11 protein-coding genes are annotated in these 13,741 nt (G+C 70.5%); 5 read left to right on the top strand and 6 right to left on the bottom strand.

Going from position 1 to position 13,741, the window contains the following annotated elements:
* Window positions 1–125 precede the first annotated feature (125 nt).
* The 5 genes from WMF22_RS02555 (at window position 126) to WMF22_RS02535 (ending at window position 6,648) form a co-directional block, all read left to right on the top strand.
* Complete coding sequence (locus tag WMF22_RS02555; RefSeq protein ID WP_438034715.1) at window positions 126–3,332, top strand: VWA domain-containing protein; 3,207 nt, start codon at window positions 126–128, stop codon at window positions 3,330–3,332.
* 23 nt (window positions 3,333–3,355) lie between these two features.
* The gene (locus WMF22_RS02550; RefSeq protein ID WP_438034714.1) at window positions 3,356–4,411 is read left to right on the top strand and encodes an AraC family transcriptional regulator; all 1,056 of its coding nucleotides are present in this window, start codon (window positions 3,356–3,358) and stop codon (window positions 4,409–4,411) included.
* 82 nt (window positions 4,412–4,493) lie between these two features.
* Complete coding sequence (locus tag WMF22_RS02545) at window positions 4,494–5,486, top strand: alpha/beta fold hydrolase (RefSeq protein WP_438034713.1); 993 nt, start codon at window positions 4,494–4,496, stop codon at window positions 5,484–5,486.
* A complete protein-coding gene (locus WMF22_RS02540; RefSeq protein ID WP_438034712.1) occupies window positions 5,483–6,196 on the top strand; it encodes a hypothetical protein in 714 nt (237 codons plus the stop codon). The genes WMF22_RS02545 and WMF22_RS02540 overlap by 4 nt, the downstream gene beginning before the upstream one ends.
* Window positions 6,197–6,366: 170 nt before the next feature.
* Window positions 6,367–6,648, top strand: coding sequence for a hypothetical protein (locus tag WMF22_RS02535; protein ID WP_438034711.1), 282 nt, complete (start codon window positions 6,367–6,369; stop codon window positions 6,646–6,648).
* Between the two features lie 315 nt (window positions 6,649–6,963).
* Here the strand turns inward: WMF22_RS02535 and tnpC are convergent, their stop codons facing one another.
* The 6 genes from tnpC to WMF22_RS02505 all read right to left on the bottom strand — a co-directional run bounded on the left by tnpC (window position 6,964) and on the right by WMF22_RS02505 (window position 13,308).
* Window positions 6,964–8,646, bottom strand: a complete 1,683-nt coding sequence (tnpC, locus tag WMF22_RS02530; protein WP_438034710.1) for an IS66 family transposase — start codon at window positions 8,644–8,646, stop codon at window positions 6,964–6,966.
* A gap of 42 nt (window positions 8,647–8,688) precedes the next feature.
* Window positions 8,689–9,060 (bottom strand): IS66 family insertion sequence element accessory protein TnpB, encoded by a 372-nt coding sequence (tnpB, locus tag WMF22_RS02525; protein ID WP_437296052.1) that lies wholly within the window; start codon window positions 9,058–9,060, stop codon window positions 8,689–8,691.
* On the bottom strand, window positions 9,057–9,398 hold the full coding sequence (gene tnpA / locus WMF22_RS02520; RefSeq protein WP_437296051.1) for an IS66 family insertion sequence element accessory protein TnpA: 342 nt from the start codon (window positions 9,396–9,398) through the stop codon (window positions 9,057–9,059). Before tnpA ends, tnpB begins: the two co-directional genes overlap by 4 nt.
* 842 nt (window positions 9,399–10,240) lie before the next feature.
* The gene (locus WMF22_RS02515; RefSeq protein ID WP_438034709.1) at window positions 10,241–11,053 is read right to left on the bottom strand and encodes a hypothetical protein; all 813 of its coding nucleotides are present in this window, start codon (window positions 11,051–11,053) and stop codon (window positions 10,241–10,243) included.
* A 270-nt stretch (window positions 11,054–11,323) separates the two neighbouring features.
* A complete protein-coding gene (locus tag WMF22_RS02510; RefSeq protein ID WP_438034708.1) occupies window positions 11,324–12,829 on the bottom strand; it encodes a hypothetical protein in 1,506 nt (501 codons plus the stop codon).
* A gap of 239 nt (window positions 12,830–13,068) precedes the next feature.
* Window positions 13,069–13,308: a hypothetical protein gene (locus WMF22_RS02505; protein WP_437297533.1), complete on the bottom strand. Its 240-nt coding sequence runs from the start codon at window positions 13,306–13,308 to the stop codon at window positions 13,069–13,071.
* Window positions 13,309–13,741 lie beyond the last annotated feature (433 nt).

The raw sequence follows: 13,741 nt of genomic DNA, 5'->3' as shown, positions 1-13,741 counted from the left end.
TCCCGGCGGCCGCGCTGCGCGCCCTCCCCTACGCCGCCACGCTCGCCGGCGCGCTCGTCTTCGCGGCGCTGCTGCGCCTCGCCCTCCGCCGCGGCGCGCTCCGCCGCCCGATCCTGCTCGGCTGGATGGTGGCAGGCGCGCTGCCGGCGCTCTACGTGGGCCTCGTCTGGTGCGGCCTGCTCCCGGACACCCATCTCCGGCTCGCGCGGCCCTGGGGCGCGCTGCTCGCGCTGGGCGCCACGTCGTTCATCGCGCTCCGGTACCTCGCGCTCGCGCTCGCCTCGGCGCACGCCCGCCGGCAGGGGGCGTGGCGCTCGCGGCTCGGCGACTCCCTCGCCCCCTTCGCCGCGCTCGCCGCGGCCATGGCCGTGGCCGGGCCAGAGCTTGGCCGGCCACTCGACCGGCTCACCGTCCTGGTCGCAATCGATCGCAGCCGCTCGATCGACCTCGTACCGAGCGCCGATCGGCGCGTCGCGCAGGAGCTCTCCGTCGCCGAGCTCGGCATGCGCGAGGACGATCGGATCGCCACCATCGCGTTCGCCGCGGGCGCGGCGACCGAGGATCCGCCGCGCCCGCGCTCGCAGCTCGCGGCGCCGCAGCGGGTCGCGCTCGGCCGGGACGGGACGGACCTCGCCGCCGGCATCCGGCGCGCGCTCGCCGAGGTGCCGCCGGACTCCGCGGCGCGCGTCGTGCTGCTCAGCGACGGCGTCGCGACCCGCGGCGACACGATGGCCGCGGCCGCCGCCGCCGTCGCCGCCGGCCTCCCTGTCGACGTGATCCCGCTGGAGCAGCGGCTCGTCCCCGACGTCCGCGTGGTCGCCCTCCGCGCGCCCGCGCGGGCCGACGAGGGTGAGGCGCTCGATCTGCGGCTCGTCACCTCGTCTCCGTCGCCGGCCGAGGTCGAGATCCGCCTCCGCCGCGACGGCGAGCTCATCGCCCGCACCGAGGCCTCGATCGCCGCGGGAGAAGACGTGCTGCGCATCCGGGAGAAGGCGCCGGGGCCCGGGCTGCACCGCTACGACGTCGAGATCACCGCGAAGGATCCGAGGCTCGACGAGGCCGCCGAGGACAACGCGGCGAGCGCGTTCCTGCGCGTCCGCGGGGCCGCGGCGGCCCTCGTGCTGGAGGGCGACGCCGGGCAGGGCGCGTTCATCGCGCGGGCGCTCGCGGACGGCGCGTTCCGCGTGGACGAGGGCGGCCTGAGCCGCGTCCCCGCCGATCTCGGGGAGCTCGCCGGCTACGACGTCGTGGTGCTCAGCGACATCCGCGCGTCGGATCTCTCGCCGGGCCAGATCGACGCGCTCGCGAGCTACGTCCGCGATCTCGGCGGCGGGCTCCTCCTGATGGGCGGCGATCGGAGCATGGGGCCGGGCGGCTACGCGCGGACGCCGCTCGAGGAGATCTCGCCCGTCGCGTTCGACCTGAAGCAGGAGCGGCGGCGGGCGAGCCTGGCCGAGGTGATCGGCATCGACATCTCCGGGTCGATGGCGGCGACCGCCGGCGCCCACACGAAGCTCGAGCTCGCCAACGAGGCCGCGGCCCGGTCGGCCTCGCTGCTCGGCGCCGGCGATCGGCTCGGCGTCGCGCACGTCGACACGACGGTGCGGTGGAGCGTGCCGCTCGGGCCGGTCGCGAACGGCGCCGCGATCGAGAAGGCGATCCGCGCCGTGGGCCCGGGCGGCGGCGGCATCTACGTCGACATCACCCTCGAGGCGGCGTACCAGGCGCTCGACCGGGACACCTCGAGCCTGAAGCACGTGCTGCTCTTCGCCGACGGATCGGACGCGGAGAACATGGGGCCGTGCCGCGCGATGGTGGAGGCGGCGATGCGCCGCGGGACGACGACGAGCGTCGTGGCGCTGGGCCAGGGCAGCGACGTGCCCGAGCTCGAGGCGCTGTCGCGCATCGGCGGCGGCCGCTTCTACCTCGTCGAGGACGCCACGCGGCTGCCCGCTGTGTTCACGCAGGAGACCATCATGGCGGCGAAGAGCGCGATCGTGGAGGAGCCGTTCCACGTCGCGCTGGGCGCGCCGTCGTCGATCACCGCCGGCGTGCCGTTCGGCGAGGCGCCGCCGCTCGGGGGCTACGTGGTGACGGTCCCGAAGAGCCGGTCCACGGTGCTGCTGTCCGGGCCGGAGGGCGATCCGGTGCTCGCCGTGTGGTCGGCGGGGCTCGGCCGGGCCGCCGCGTTCACGAGCGATCTCAAGGGCCGCTGGGGCGCCGCGTGGACGCGCTGGCCCGGCGCGGCGCGGATGATCGCGCAGGCCGCGCGCGACGTGACGCGCAAGGAGGAGGATCCGCGCGTGCGCCTGGAAGCGGACGCGTCGGGCGGCGAGCTGTCGGTGCGGGCGAGCGTGATCGGCGACGACGGGCGGGCGCAGTCGTTCCGCCGGCTGGTCGTGCACGTCGCGGGGCCCGACGGCTTCTCGCGAGAGCTCCCGCTCGAGGCGACGGGCGCGGGCGCGTACACGGCGAAGCTGCCGCTGTCGCGGCCGGGGACCTACGTGGCGGTGGCCCGGGACGAGCTCACGGGCGAGGCGGTCGGGACCACGGGGGCGGCGATGACCGCCGGCGAGGAGCTGCGCCCGACGGGCAGCGATCTGTCGCTGCTCGGGCGGATCGCGGAGTTCACCGGGGGCAAGCGGCGCGACACGCTCGCGGGCATCTTCGAGGACCGGGCGTCGAAGCGCTTCGCGTACCGGGACGCGACGCCGAGCCTTGTGTTCTTCGCCGCGCTCGCGCTGCTGCTCGCGGTGGCGGCACGGCGGCTCGCGCTGCCGGAAGCCGCGGCGGCGTGGCTCGCGCGGGCGGGAGAGCGGCTGCGCGCGGCGCGGTGGGGAGCCGCCGTGGAGCCGGCCGCCGCGGGCGCGACCGTGGGGGCGCTGCTGTCGGCGCGAGAGCGGGGGCGCGAGCGGCGCGAGGGCGCGGAGGCGGGACCGGCGCCGCGCGATGACGGGCGCGGCGGGGGCGCGCAGGCGCGGGGGGCGCCCGGGGAGCCGGCGCAGACGGCGCGGGCGCCGGGACCTCAACCTGGGTCGGCGGCGTCGTGGCCTCAACCTGGGTCGTGGCCTCAACCTGGGTCGGCGGCGGGGCCTCAACCTGGGTCGGCGGCGGGGCCTCAACCTGGGTCGGCGGCAGGGCCTCAACCTGGGTCGGCGATGAGGCCTCAACCTGGGTCGGCGGCGGCGGGGCCCCAACCTGGGTCGGCGGTGGGGCCTCAACCCCCGTCCCCGGGGGGCGGACACGCAACGGGCGCGGGCGGCGCGGCGCGCGAGGGGCGGCCGCTCACCGCGGCAGAGAAGATCCTGGCGCGCCGCCGCGGGCGGCAGTGAACGTGTCGCGCAGGCCCCGCCTCGTGAGCTCTCGCCGGCGGCTCGCCCCGCTCGTGAAGGCGGAGGGCGAGCGCGCGCTGAGCGTCGGCGTGAAGGCGCTGCGGAGCGTGCTCGGGGCCGCGGAGGCTGCCGGGATCGACGGGGGCTCGCTCGCCCGAGCGCACGGGCTCACGCCGGAGGAGCTGCGCAACCCCGACTTCCGGCTCTCCTATCGCCGGTGGATCGCGCTCTGGGACGATGTCGTCGAGAGGGCCGGCGATCCGGGCGTCGGGCTCCGCGCCGCGGAGGCGCTCTCGATCGGCCACTGGGATGTGATGGATTACGTCGTCGCGTCGAGCGACACGGTGGGCGACGCCTTCCAGAGGTTCTCGCGGCACTTCGCCGTCATCAGCACGGCCGTGCGCCATGTCCTTCACGTCGATGGCAAGGAGGCCCGGCTCGTCCGGGAGCACGTCCCCGGCGCGGCCCCGCACCGGGTCGCGACCGAGTTCGGCTTCGCGAACATCGTCCTTCGCTTCCGCGCGCTCGCCGCCACGCCGCTATCGCCTTCCTCGATCCAGTTCCGTCACCCGCGCTGCGCCGAGCTCGAGGCGTACACCCGGATCTTCGCTTGCCCGGTTCGGTTTCGAGCGCCCGGCGACGCGATCGTCCTCCCGCGCGCGGCGCTCGCGACGCCGATGAAAGGGGCCGCCCCCGAGCTCTGTGCCGTCCTCGAGCGCCACGCCGCCCTGCTCGTGCAAAAGCTCCCGCCCGCCCACGCGAGCCTCGTGGAGCGCGCGCGGCACGCGCTCGCCCTCGAGCTGCACGGCGGCGCTCCCAAGCTGGCGACGGTGGCGAAGCGGCTCGGGCTGAGCGCGCGCACGCTGCAACGACGCCTCTCGGAGGACGGCTTTCCCTTCCGAGCGCTCGTCGAGAAGACCCGCGAAGAGCTCGCGCTGCGCTACCTGGAGGATCCCGCCATCGGGCTCGCGGAGATCGGCGCGCTGGTGGGCTTCTCCGATGTGAGCGCGTTCTACAAGGCCTTCCGGCGGTGGACGGGGAGCACGCCGGGCCAGCTCCGCGAGCGCTCCATGGCGTAGGGCGTAGCCGAGGGCGCCGCCGGACAATCGATTGGCGTGGCGGCACAATGCCGTGGGCGGCCCGGGTTCGTACGCTCCGGTCATGCGCTCCTTCGTCCGCCGCTCTTGTATCGCTTGCCTCGCGTGCCTCGGGCTCGCCTCGGGCTGCCTGGATCCGGACACGCCTGGAAACCTCGTCCCGAGGACGGTCGCGGAGGACGACTCGCTGCCTCGCTTCACCCTCCGCGACGGCGCCCTCATTCACCTTCGCACGCAAGGGGACCCGAAGAACCCCACCCTCATCACGCTGCACGGCGGCCCCGGCGGCGACATGCGCGGCATGCTCGGCCTCGGCGCGCTCTCCGAGCGGTACTTCGTCGTCCACTGGGATCAACGGGGCACCGGCCTCTCGGAGCGCGTCCCTTCATCGGACTTCACCGCAGAGACGTACACCGCGGATCTCCACGAGCTCGTCCAGCACTTCTCCCCCGACGCGCCGGTCACGCTGTTCGGGCACTCGTGGGGCGCCATGTACGCGGCCCTCTATATCCAGAGGCACCCCGACCGCGTCGGAGAGGCCGTCCTCAGCGAGCCGGGCTTCCTGAACGCGGCGATCGCGAACGAGACCGAGCTCTTCACGTTCGGCCTCACCGCCGAGGGGCTGAACGATCTCGGTTGGTCGGAATGGGCCATGAGCCCCGACGGAGACGCGCGCGCAGACTTCCTCCTCTCGTTGGGACAGGGCTGGTCGCAGCCAGGGTATTACGAAGACCCGGACGACCCCGACAACCTCAAGGCCTTCCGCCTGGGCGCGCGCGCGATGCGGGACCTGCAGCGCTCGGCGAAGACGGACGGAGAGTGGGACTTCGATTTCTCTTCCGGTCTCGATCGCTTCTGCAAGCCGGTGACCCTGATCGGGACGACGATCAACACCGTCATCGGGTTCGAGCAACAAGAGCGCCACCACGCCCCTCTTTTTTGCGACGTCGAGCTCGTCCGCATCGAGGGCGAGGACCACGGCTGGGTGAACAAGCACCCCGATCGTGTCATGGAGGTCCTGCGCGCCCATCTCGGCGCCTACGAGGGGGCGAGATGAGGGCCGCCGCCCTCGCCGCGGCGGTGGCCGCGACGGTGGTCTCCGCTGTCGCGTCGGCCGCGCCCATCAGCGGGTATCAAGGAGAGCAAGAGAACGCGACGCACGTCAATCTCGGATGGAACTCCGCGCCCGCGCTGGAGCTCGCCTACGGGCGGGCGATCCCGGTGGAGCGGCTCGTGCGCCGCCTCGACCTCGAGATCGGGCTGACGCTGCCGGTCTTCCTCGTGCCGGCGCTTGACTCCTTCCGCCTGGAGCCGGCGGCGCGCGCGACGCTCTTGCAGCACGGCGGCTGGGGGCTCGCCGGGCGCCTGGGGCTGCCGGTGCAGACGGGCGACAACCAGACGTTCCGGTTCGCGAGCGTGGGCGCGCACCCCGGGCTCGCAGGCGGGTATTTCCAGCGCGGCTGGTTCATCGCGCTGGAGGTGGAGTACACGGCGATCCTGAGCACGTACATCGCGGCGAGCGACCGCGCGCGCGCGACCTACGAGGGCATCCGCGACGGCTTTTATGCGCCCGCGGGGGGCTACCTCGACGCGAGCCTCGCGTTCGGGCTGTCGATCGGCCCGAGCGTCGAGCTCGGGCTGCGCGCGGGCTATCGCTCCACCCACGGCCTCGAGCCGCCCCCGCTCGTCCCCTTCCGCGCCGAAGTGGGCGTGTCCTACGCGTTCGGAGCGTCGGCGGCGGCGCCGCCCCGGGAGATCACGCAGTAGCGTGGCGCACGGGTGGCTCTCCCCCGCTCGCCTGCGACATGGATTCTCGGCCATCGAGAGGCCGACGCGACGTCGAGGGAGACCGTGTGCTTGCGGCGCCACCCGGGCGGCGGCCGCGCTCACGCCGCAAGGACGTCGGAGTAACGACAGGGGGCGTCCGAGGAGAACGCGTGTGCGATCCGCTCCGCTGGGACGCCGCCGCGGACCAGCGCCTTGCGGACATGCTCGTGCGGGTGAGCTCTGGCCCGCATTTCGCGGCGAAGGCTATCGCGCGCCTCGGCCAGGTCGGCTGCCAGCAACTCCCGGCGCCGTGCCAGCACATCCCGGCGCCGTGCCAGCACATCCCGGCGGCTCCCCAGCGACCCCGGGACGCGTGCCAGCACCCGCTGGTACGGCTCCCCGGTATCCGTCCTGTAGACCCCATCCTCGCGTGGTGCGTGGCGTCGCCGTAGATTCGCGACCCGATGCGAGAGGAAGAGCGGTCTGCGGCGAAGGGTGGCTGGGCCCAGCAGCGAGCGGAGGAAACGGCGGTCGACGCTGAGGTCACCGCCCGCGTGCACGTCGCCCGCAGGCGCGCGGCGGCGAAGCCGCGTGCCGCCGATGCCTCTGCCGGGCCCGAATCGTCGACAAGGCGCCGGAAGCCACGCGTCGACCGCGCAAGCGCCGAAGAGCCGGCACCAGCGCGCCAAAGCCGGCGAGCTGCGCGCCCGGCAGCCGGAAAGCATGCGTCCGTGCCCACGGCAGCGGACGGCGACGCCGACGATCGATCAGCTGGGCGTCGCGTCCGGCGCCCGGGGCCACGGACTGGCCGCGAGCCGCTGCCGAGCGTCGGCGTTCTCGAGGGTCTGCTTCCAGGACTTCGGAGCGAGCTCGATGACCCGCTCGGGAGGCCAGGTGGGCAGCATGATCAGCACGTCGCGCAAGTAGGCCCAGGGCTCGATGCCGTGCAGCGCGCAGGAGGCGATGAGCGACACGATGGTGGCGTTCCACTCGGCGCCGTCCTTGCTGCCCACGAAGAGCCAGTTCTTACGGCCCACGGCTTCACGGCGGAGCTCAAGCTCGCTCCGGTTGTTGTCGAGGCGGAGCCGGCCATCCTCGAGGAAGCGAGTGAGTGCGGTCCATTGGTTGAGCGCGTAGCCGATGGCGCCTGCGATGGGGCTCCTCGGCAGGACGAGCAGGTCCTCTGTCTCAAGCCACGCGCGGAAGGCCACGAGCACGGGCTCGGCATCCGTCCGGCGCTGCTCGGTTCGACGGTTCGGAGCCAGCTCCTTGGTCGCCTTGTCGATCGCGTAGAGCTTGCGAATGAAGCCGATGGCTACCGTCGCGCGGTCCCGGTCGGAGGTCATCGCCTCGAAGAACTTCCGCCGGCAATGGGCCCAGCAACCGACCTCGGTCACCCCCTCGGTGCGGAAGAGCTGCTCGTAGACGTTCGAGGCGTCGGCCTGGACATAGCCCTTGTAGCCGCGAAGGAACTCCTTCGGGCCATCCTGGTTGTGATGCGGCGTGAAACGGAACAGGACGTGATCTCGGTCCGCCACCAGGACCCAGAAGTGGCCCCGCCGACACTTGTCCTTTGCTTGCACGAGCACGCCGGTGGCGTCGATGGCGATGCAGTGCGCGTTCAGGGCGTCCTTGGCCATCGCCCCGACGAGGATCGCGAGCTTGTCGGCGCACGCCTCGACCCAGCCGCACAGCGTCGAGCGCGAGAGGTGAAGGCCCCAGCGCTCGAACATCTTCTCCTGCCGGTGGAGCGGCAAGTGGTCGGCGTACTTGCTGACCAGCACGTGCGCGAGCAACCCCGGACCGGCGAGGCTGCGCGGGACAGGGCTGTCGGGGACGTCGGCGATCGTGATGCCTTGCTCGGGCTCACCTTTGACCGCGAACTTCGGCCTCACGATCTGCAGTCGCACGAAGCTCGCGGGCCGCCACTCCAGCATCTCCGACACCTCCTCGCCGATGCGGACAAGCGCGGTCGCGCGCTCGTCCTGCGCCTCCGGCGGCAACAGCTCGATCCGCTCGACCGGCAGATGCTCGGGCAGCCGTTGCCGCCCGTGCGGGCGAGCCTGGCGCCCCTTGTCCCCGCCTCCGGAGGAGCCGTTCGGCGCCGCGCCATCGCCACCGTCGGGTGAGCCGGTCGCGCCCGCATCCGGCCGCGCCCCGGTGCCCGCGAGCATCTGCACGATCGCATCGAAGGCGAGCTGCATCTGCCCGGGGTCGACGTGCTCGGCCTTCTGGCCGAAGATGTGCCGGCGAAGCCGCTCCAGCTCGATGCTGGCGAGCTCGTAGAGCTTGCGGTACTCGTCCCGCTCGTGGGCAGCGCGCGCGAGCTTGTCCTTGAGCTCGCGAATCTGCTCTTCGACCGGCTTGCTCACGACGCGGTAAGTACTCGTGAGCTCTTGCTTTTTGAAGGGGCTTGTGGAGGAAAATTCATGTCGCTCGAGGCAATGCAACCGTGGGGGCTACCCAGGAGCGTGCGAGGCTGTCAGGCGAGATCAGGGGACCTGCGGCGGTGCGGTCTCGGCGAACGGGACCGCTCGCCGCAACTTCGAGGGCGACAGGGCGATGCCTTCCAGGATCTTCGCGAGCTCGGCGGCGTCAATAAGGACGCTCGTGGCTCCCGGAGTGACGGCACGTGGGGCTCGAAATGCCCCACGCTCGAGCCTTTTGTAAAGTAGACAGTATCCGCTGCGGTCCCACCAAAGGGCCTTGCAGCGATCGGCCGCCCGGTTGAAAAAGAGAAACAGCGCTCCGGAGAGCGGGTCTTGTCGCAGCACCTCGCGCACGACGGCAGCGAGACCATCGAACGAGCGCCGTAGATCGAGCGGCTCGGTGGCAACGTAGATCGAGACGCGGCCAGGGATCATCGTGCCCCCCCGAGCGCACGAACAACGCGCGCCAGCGTAACCTCGTCGAACGACGGCGGGACGCGGACGACCGCCCCGTCCGGCAAGACGATCTCCAGCGCCGCGCCCGAAGAGGGCGTCGTGGCTGCAGGCGGGGCGACCACCACGGGCAGCAGCGCCGGAAGCGTCGCCTTCTCCGAGCGCTGCCGGTGCTCGCTCCGCTTCATGCCCAGTCGGCGGCTCCAGGAGTACAGTGTGCCGGCGTTGACCCCCTCCTGCTCCGCGAACACGCGGGCGGAGTGCCCGCTCTTGTGCCAGCGCGCCACGCGGTCGCGCCAGGTGCGTGTGCTCTCGTCCATCGGTACCTCCGGCGCGGGTTTCTAAGCGGCGCAGAGGCTCGAAGACAGGATGTGGTCCGCAGAACGCGTACGCTCCCCGAACCTGCTGGTATGCTTCCTCGGATCTGCTGGTACGGCTCCCCGGATCAGCTGGTGTGCTCCCTCGGATCTGCTGGTACGGCTCCCCCGACCCGCTGGTACGCTTCCTCGGACCTGCTGGTACGGCTCTCCGAATCTGCTGATACGCCTCCTCGGATCTGCTGATACGGCTCCCCGAATCTGCTGGTACGCCTCCTCGGATCTGCTGGCACGATTCACGGCCGTCTCGGCGGCGCTGGACGCGCTCTCCGACCCGTTGGCTGCGCTCCACGCACTGCTGGGTTCGCGCCCCGGCCTGCTGGGCTCGCGCCCCGGGCACGCCGGCGCAGCCTCCCGGCGTTGATCCGCGCCCCGCGCCAGGCACCGCACGAAGTCGTCGATCCGCGCCAGGTTCTCATCGGCGCGCGCTGGCCGTTTCGGGAACGCCCGCGAGGGGCTGCGGCGCGGGTCTTCGGCCTGGGCGCGGCGCGGGCGGGAGCGGCGGGGAGACCGCGCCTGCGCCGAGGGCGCGCGCTGCGAGCGCGCTCGGTAGAAGCGGCGCGCCGCTGCGCGAAGGCTCGCGACTGCGCGCGACGGCGGGCGGCCGGCGAGCCACGCGCGCCGCGCCGCGGCCGCCTCCTTGTGCGGCCGCCGCGCTCGGATCACGAGGCGCGCAGTCGCCCGTGGCGGGCGCGGGCCGAACGGCCTGGCCATCACCCGCGGCGCGAAGCGCCGTCGGGTGCATGGCGTGGTTGGGCGGCGCATGTGTCGCTCAGCTTGCAGCCCTACTCGGGGCGGGCGACGAGTTCCCGAAAGCGCCGACCCAACTCGCGTCGCCCCTCACGTCGGGGATTGTATTGGCGAGAGAAGGGCCCGTGACGCACGATGACTCGAGGGCGGGCTCCGGTGGCGAGCGTGCCCACCGCGACGCGTGTGGCGAACGCGTCCCCATACAATCCACGCTCCGTGGCAGACATACTCAGGACGAGAGGTCGGAGATCGTCGAGAAGGTTGGCTCGCTCAAGCTGTCGGCGCACCGCGGACGCAAGAACCACGAACGTCGCGTCAGGCCAGAGTTTCACCAGCGCTTCCACACGAGCGGCAAACAGGTCCTTCAGAGCATGGCCGGCGGCCCGGGACGCGCGCGGAACGTGCTCGCATGCATGCATCGGGATGTACGGTAGTTCGATCATGAAGCCGCGAAATGACGCCCACGGTGAGGTCGGGTCAATGCGGGCTGATGACCACCCCTCGCCGAACTCCACCATGTTGCGCCAGTAGGGCTGCACGACGCCGCTGACGACCCGCGGGAACACGTCGAAGTACGACCAGTTCCAGTCGATGTACGACCGAACCGACGGCGCTGCTTGCGCGATCTGCGCCTCGAAGTGGTACGTCCGCAACGGCTCGATGCTGACGGTGATGAGAGGCACCGCCGTGGCGCCTACCCCACCGCCACCAATAAACAGCAACGGCGGGCAATCGGGCGAGTAGTAGCCCCAATCGAGGTCGAGGTGCTTCGGGTCTGACTTCCACCGATCGAACTGCTCGCGGAGCAGAGTCGTAATGCCACAAGGAGGTTCGTGATTGGCCTGCATCTGGTCACCCAGTGAACGCAAGGGAACCGCAGAGCCGACGCCGCGTCAACCGTGTGAAGCGGCCCGGGGTTGCGCGGGCTGACGCGTCTGCTTAGCTCTCATCGGCATCACGGCCCGCCCGCCCAACGCCCTGGCGCTCCCCCGCGGGGCGCCGCGCCGGGCGTAGCCTCGCACAGGTGCGCTGTCGGTGTGCAGCGCCTTGTTGGGCCACGTCTCACCTCTTTCGTGCCATCGTGCTCACCAGTCGCCTCCTCGCGCCGCCGTTGCCCGCTACGACGATGAAACGCGCTCCTCGGCGATAAAGCTGCGTCCCGCGAATGTTCGGTCACTCTCCGCGACTTCCCACCACTCCTGCTGCTCCATTGGATACCCGAGGCGACCAACCTCCCAGCCATTGATGGCGCCGCGGTAGCCGCTTGCCAGCCCAACCAGCGTCACCAGCATGGTTCGCACGAGCGCTACGCGGCGCAGGTCGGCGACCGTGTCATATCCGTTGGGGGCCATCAGTCCTTGATGCACCACGACATCTCGCCCACGCAATTCTTCACGAAGATCCTTGGTGAGCTTCAAGCCGTATGCAAGAAAGGCGCTCGGAACGACATTCCCTGAAGCGAGTCGGCACGCCCCCTTGACCTTCATCACGAGTGCGTCCTCGCGACCGTCTACGGCATGCCCCCGAATCGACTCCTTATTCTCTCGCACCCACGCCTCCCACGCATCCTTGCTCTTGACGTCCAGCGGATCTCCCTGTCCCTTTTGCTTGAGGAGCCAGAAAGCGAACGCTTCCAGTCCGATCTGAAGGTGCATGTAGTCAAAATCAAGATGCATCTGCATTGCATCAAGGTACAGGTCGAGCGCAAGCCAATAGCTCTTGTCCGAGTGAGGCAATTGTCGCCATGCGGCACTGATTCTCTCGAAGAAGAGGGAGGGCCAGGAGACGTCGATCCATTTGTCGTTGTCGCGCTCCAGGGGCACGGGCGGGAAGCTGTGTTTCTCGAGATGCCGTCGCCTGTCGAATCCGATCGTGCACGCGACGGTTCGCCGACTCAAGTCTAGCCCCACCAACATCGGCATGCACAGCTGGCGGCCGAGCACGAACTCGAGCACCAGGAAATCCCGGCCAACGGCCTCCATCTCTGGCATCCCCGTGCCGTTCGTGTCTATGACGAGATGCCAGACGATGCTGCTTCGATCACTACTGCGATGTTGAACAAAGTAGTAATTATACCGTCCGAACAAGGCAAAGTGACGCCGATATCCAGCAAAATGCCAATCCGCACCTCTGCGTTCAATGATGAGATTTCCGCTGGAATTGATCTCTCGCATGCCCTCGACGGCCCCGACCCACAGCGACGGCGCATCTCCTTCGGCAACGGTCCACGTTCCGGCTTCGATCGTGACAACCTCGCGCGTCCCGAACTCTTGGGAGACGCTCATGGACCGGCTTATCCTGAGAATCATGTGCCCGTGGACGCGAACGCCCCCGTCCAGCATCCCGTCAAGCTGGGCATCCATGGGGAAAGGCCTGAGCCCGGCCAATCCATCGCCGCCAACCGTCACTTTCAGCCTGTTGTTGTGCAGAACCAGGTCTTGCACCGAGTCGGAGAGATCGACGCCACCACATCGAAACTGCTCGACGCGCCCGAACTTCATAGGGACTGGCGTCCACCCGTAGGCGAGAGCGCACAGAAGACCGCGAACCCCATCCGGCACGGGAACGGGCGGGGTGAGGTCGGGAACGTTGACGTCTTCTACGTCGCCTTGCTGGTCCTTCATATCCTACCTCTCGACTATCTCCCCCACCATACGCCGGTCGAGACGCAAACACCAGCCACTGGATTGTCGCGGCCCAACGGGAAGGCGCTCATCCGCGGCGCGAAGCGCCGTCGGGTGCTGCGCCGGGTTGGGCGGCTCCTCTCGACTTTGGAGAGGGGCACGGTGCGTCGGGAGGAGAATCACAGCGTAAGATCGGTGAGCCCTCCCGCGGCGTCGCGCGCCCAGCATACCCGTCGCCGTTACTGACAAGCATAGTCACGCAGGACATTCTCCTCTCGTGCGTTTTGGCGAAACGATTCCATCTGTGGCTCAAGACGGGCCAGTCCGCCTACAGCCTCGGCGAGGCACGCTTTCGCGTCATCACGTTGACGCACAACCGCGGTCGTCTCGGTCATCGACAGGCCCGGCTCACGAAGCTTGGCGGTTGCCGCCGACTCGTCTTGCGAGCATCGCTCCGCCTTCGCCTTCAAGCGTTCCATTCCCGTTTCAAACATATCCAGCGTTTTTGATGTGTGCTCCCAACGCTCGGTGAGTTGCTGACATGTTGCTCGGCGCCGTGCGGTCCCATAAACTGCAAGCGCGCTCAGTCCGAGTACGCAAGCGCCTACAATTATCGCTACGCGCTTTGTCCGCGGTCCCATCGACGTCCTTCCGTCCAGACGTAATAACTGTCCGCTAGGGACCCCACGCCGTCAAGCGGTACGCGGACGAGAGTAGCGTCGCCGGGCCGCTGGACTGGTGGGCTGCCAGCACCGGAGCCAGGTCAGCGATGGGCCGACGGGGCGTGCGCGTCCGTCCCCTCCCCGTCGCATGCGGCTCGTGCACGACGAGGCATCGCCGCCGGTCGGGCCGAGTGCGCGGCAGTGCGCTACGCGTCGGTCCGCCCAACGCCTTGCCGGTCTGCCGCGGACT

It is taken from the genome of Sorangium sp. So ce204, from assembly GCF_051526795.1.
GTDB classification, from domain to species: domain Bacteria; phylum Myxococcota_A; class Polyangia; order Polyangiales; family Polyangiaceae; genus Sorangium; species Sorangium cellulosum_B.
The sequence above is the reverse complement of the archived record's forward strand: the minus strand, read 5'-3'. Positions and strand labels throughout refer to the sequence as shown.

Excerpts from the sequence above, each read along its gene's own strand:
- WMF22_RS02555 (WP_438034715.1), top strand. The coding sequence starts at position 126 with ATGGTGGCAGGCGCGCTGCCGGCGCTCTACGTGGGCCTCGTCTGGTGC.
- WMF22_RS02545 (WP_438034713.1), top strand. The coding sequence starts at position 4,494 with ATGCGCTCCTTCGTCCGCCGCTCTTGTATCGCTTGCCTCGCGTGCCTC.
- WMF22_RS02540 (WP_438034712.1), top strand. The coding sequence starts at position 5,483 with ATGAGGGCCGCCGCCCTCGCCGCGGCGGTGGCCGCGACGGTGGTCTCC.
- tnpB (WP_437296052.1), bottom strand. The coding sequence starts at position 9,060 with ATGATCCCTGGCCGCGTCTCGATCTACGTTGCCACCGAGCCGCTCGAT.
- tnpA (WP_437296051.1), bottom strand. The coding sequence starts at position 9,398 with ATGGACGAGAGCACACGCACCTGGCGCGACCGCGTGGCGCGCTGGCAC.
- WMF22_RS02515 (WP_438034709.1), bottom strand. The coding sequence starts at position 11,053 with ATGCAGGCCAATCACGAACCTCCTTGTGGCATTACGACTCTGCTCCGC.
- WMF22_RS02510 (WP_438034708.1), bottom strand. The coding sequence starts at position 12,829 with ATGAAGGACCAGCAAGGCGACGTAGAAGACGTCAACGTTCCCGACCTC.
- WMF22_RS02505 (WP_437297533.1), bottom strand. The coding sequence starts at position 13,308 with ATGGAACGCTTGAAGGCGAAGGCGGAGCGATGCTCGCAAGACGAGTCG.